Below are 3,566 nucleotides of genomic sequence, written 5' to 3'. Positions count from 1 at the left end.
TGTGTGTGGGGTGTGTGGTGTGGGGTTGTTGTTTGAGAACTACATAGTGGACGCGAGCATCTTGTATAAGAAGCAATTTCCAAGATTAATGAACCTGGATCTGGCCGCGCTGTGGCATTCCTTTTTTGGGGTGTTGGGTGTGGTTGGTTTTCGTGGTTCTCTCGAAAATGTTTTTGATCTTTGTGGTCAAGTTTTTAAGAGCACACGGTGGATGCCTTGGCATTAGGAGCCGAAGAAGGACGTAGGAATCTGCGATAAGCCTGGGGGAGTCGATAACCGGACTGTGATCCCAGGGTGTCCGAATGGGGAAACCCCGCCAAGCGCGCGAGTGACTTGGTGACCCGTATCTGAACACATAGGGTGCGTGGGGGGAACGCGGGGAAGTGAAACATCTCAGTACCCGCAGGAAGAGAAAACAATAGTGATTCCGTTAGTAGTGGCGAGCGAACGCGGATCAGGCTAAACCGTTCCATGTGTGATAGCCGGCGGGCGTTGCATGGTCGGGGTTGTGGGACTTTCCATACCAGTTCTGCCGGGCTGGTGGGGTGTGATGTGCGCGCATAGGTGAACGGTTTTGAAAGGCCGGCCAGAGAGGGTGTTAGTCCCGTAACCGTAATGTGTTTGTACCGCCTGTGAGAGTATCCCAAGTAGTACGGGGCCCGAGAAATCCCGTGCGAATCTGTCAGGACCACCTGATAAGCCTAAATACTCCCTAATGACCGATAGCGGACCAGTACCGTGAGGGAAAGGTGAAAAGTACCCCGGGAGGGGAGTGAAACAGTACCTGAAACCGTGTGCTTACAATCCGTCGGAGCAGCCTTTGTAGCTGTGACGGCGTGCCTTTTGAAGAATGAGCCTGCGAGTTAGTGTTACGTCGCGAGGTTAACCCGTGTGGGGCAGCCGTAGCGAAAGCGAGTCTGAATAGGGCGAGTGAGTGGCGTGATCTAGACCCGAAGCGAAGTGATCTACCCATGGCCAGGTTGAAGCGACGGTAAGACGTCGTGGAGGACCGAACCCACTTCAGTTGAAAATGGAGGGGATGAGCTGTGGGTAGGGGTGAAAGGCCAATCAAACTTCGTGATAGCTGGTTCTCCCCGAAATGCATTTAGGTGCAGCGTTGCGTGTTTCTTGCTGGAGGTAGAGCTACTGGATGGCTAATGGGCCCTACAAGGTTACTGACGTCAGCCAAACTCCGAATGCCGGTAAGTGAGAGCGCAGCAGTGAGACTGTGGGGGATAAGCTTCATAGTCGAGAGGGAAACAGCCCAGACCACCAACTAAGGCCCCTAAGCGTGTGCTAAGTGGGAAAGGATGTGGAGTTGCCCAGACAACCAGGAGGTTGGCTTAGAAGCAGCCACCCTTAAAAGAGTGCGTAATAGCTCACTGGTCAAGTGATTCCGCGCCGACAATGTAGCGGGGCTCAAGTACACCGCCGAAGTTGTGGCATTCACATTTTTGCTAAGCCCTTGTGGTTCAGGCGTGTGGATGGGTAGGGGAGCGTCGTGTGGGCGGTGAAGTCGCGGTGTAAACCAGCGGTGGAGCCTACACGAGTGAGAATGCAGGCATGAGTAGCGAAAGACGGGTGAGAAACCCGTCCGCCGAATGATCAAGGGTTCCAGGGTCAAGCTAATCTGCCCTGGGTAAGTCGGGACCTAAGGCGAGGCCGACAGGCGTAGTCGATGGACAACGGGTTGATATTCCCGTACCGGCGAAAAACCGCCCATGCTGAGCGGGGGATACTAACTGCCCGAAACCTGCCTGACACCCCTTGTGGGTGAAGGGTTTTGGTGGAGCGCAGGACCTGATCCCGGGAGGCAAGCGTATTAACAGGTGTGACGCAGGAAGGTAGCCGAGCCGGGCGATGGTTGTCCCGGTCTAAGGATGTAGGGCGAGTGGTAGGCAAATCCGCCACTCATAAGGCCTGAGATCTGATGGGACCCCCGTTTGGGGGGATTTGGTGATCCTATGCTGCCGAGAAAAGCATCGACGCGAGGTTTTAGCCGCCCGTACCCCAAACCGACACAGGTGATCAGGTAGAGAATACCAAGGCGATCGAGAGAATTATGGTTAAGGAACTCGGCAAAATGCCCCCGTAACTTCGGGAGAAGGGGGGCCCCAACCTTGATACACCTTCGCGGTGTGGAGGGGATCGGGGCCGCAGAGACCAGGGGGAAGCGACTGTTTACTAAAAACACAGGTCCGTGCGAAGTCGCAAGACGATGTATACGGACTGACTCCTGCCCGGTGCTGGAAGGTTAAGAGGACCGGTTAGCCGCAAGGCGAAGCTGAGAATTTAAGCCCCAGTAAACGGCGGTGGTAACTATAACCATCCTAAGGTAGCGAAATTCCTTGTCGGGTAAGTTCCGACCTGCACGAATGGAGTAACGACTTCCCCGCTGTCTCAACCATAAACTCGGCGAAATTGCAGTACGAGTAAAGATGCTCGTTACGCGCAGCAGGACGGAAAGACCCCGAGACCTTTACTATAGTTTGGTATTGGTGTTCGGAGTGGCTTGTGTAGGATAGGTGGGAGACGTTGAAGCCCGGACGCCAGTTCGGGTGGAGTCATCGTTGAAATACCACTCTGGTCACTTTGGACATCTAACTTCGGCCCGTAATCCGGGTCAGGGACAGTGCCTGATGGGTAGTTTAACTGGGGCGGTTGCCTCCTAAAAAGTAACGGAGGCGCCCAAAGGTTCCCTCAGCCTGGTTGGCAATCAGGTGTCGAGTGTAAGTGCACAAGGGAGCTTGACTGTGAGAGAGACATCTCGAGCAGGGACGAAAGTCGGGACTAGTGATCCGGCGGTACATTGTGGAATGGCCGTCGCTCAACGGATAAAAGGTACCTCGGGGATAACAGGCTGATCTTGCCCAAGAGTCCATATCGACGGCATGGTTTGGCACCTCGATGTCGGCTCGTCGCATCCTGGGGCTGGAGTAGGTCCCAAGGGTTGGGCTGTTCGCCCATTAAAGCGGTACGCGAGCTGGGTTTAGAACGTCGTGAGACAGTTCGGTCCCTATCCGCTGCGCGCGCAGGAAATTTGAGAAGGGCTGTCCTTAGTACGAGAGGACCGGGACGGACGAACCTCTGGTGTGTCAGTTGTACTGCCAAGTGCACCGCTGATTAGCTACGTTCGGATGGGATAACCGCTGAAAGCATCTAAGCGGGAAGCTCGCTTCAAGATGAGATTTCCATACACCTCGTGTGTGAGAGGCCCCCAGCCAGACCACTGGGTTGATAGGCCGGATGTGGAAGCGAGGACTAACGACTCGTGAAGCTGACCGGTACTAATAGGCCAACAACTTACACCACACAGAAACATACACATTCTGCTTGCGTCCACTATGTGGTTCCCAACCAACAAACCCATGTTTGTTCAAGGAAACCCACAACAAAATAACAACACCACAATGTTGTAACCACAGATTTCCCACACCCAGCGGGTGTGTGGAGCAAGGGTTACGGCGGTCATAGCGTGGGGGAAACGCCCGGTCCCATTCCGAACCCGGAAGCTAAGACCCACAGCGCCGATGGTACTGCACCCGGGAGGGTGTGGGAGAGTAGGT

General features: G+C 54.7%; 2 rRNA genes. Both read left to right on the top strand.

Annotated elements, in window-relative coordinates:
• The first annotated feature begins 184 nt into the window (after positions 1-184).
• Positions 185-3,312: ribosomal RNA gene (locus Q9R31_RS20055) — 23S ribosomal RNA — on the top strand.
• A 148-nt stretch (positions 3,313-3,460) separates the two neighbouring features.
• A 5S ribosomal RNA gene (rrf, locus tag Q9R31_RS20050) occupies positions 3,461-3,566 on the top strand; the annotation flags it as partial.

The sequence above is a fragment of the Pseudarthrobacter sp. BRE9 genome, from assembly GCF_031844305.1.
In the GTDB taxonomy this organism is placed as follows: domain Bacteria; phylum Actinomycetota; class Actinomycetes; order Actinomycetales; family Micrococcaceae; genus Arthrobacter.
The sequence above is the reverse complement of the archived record's forward strand: the minus strand, read 5'-3'. Positions and strand labels throughout refer to the sequence as shown.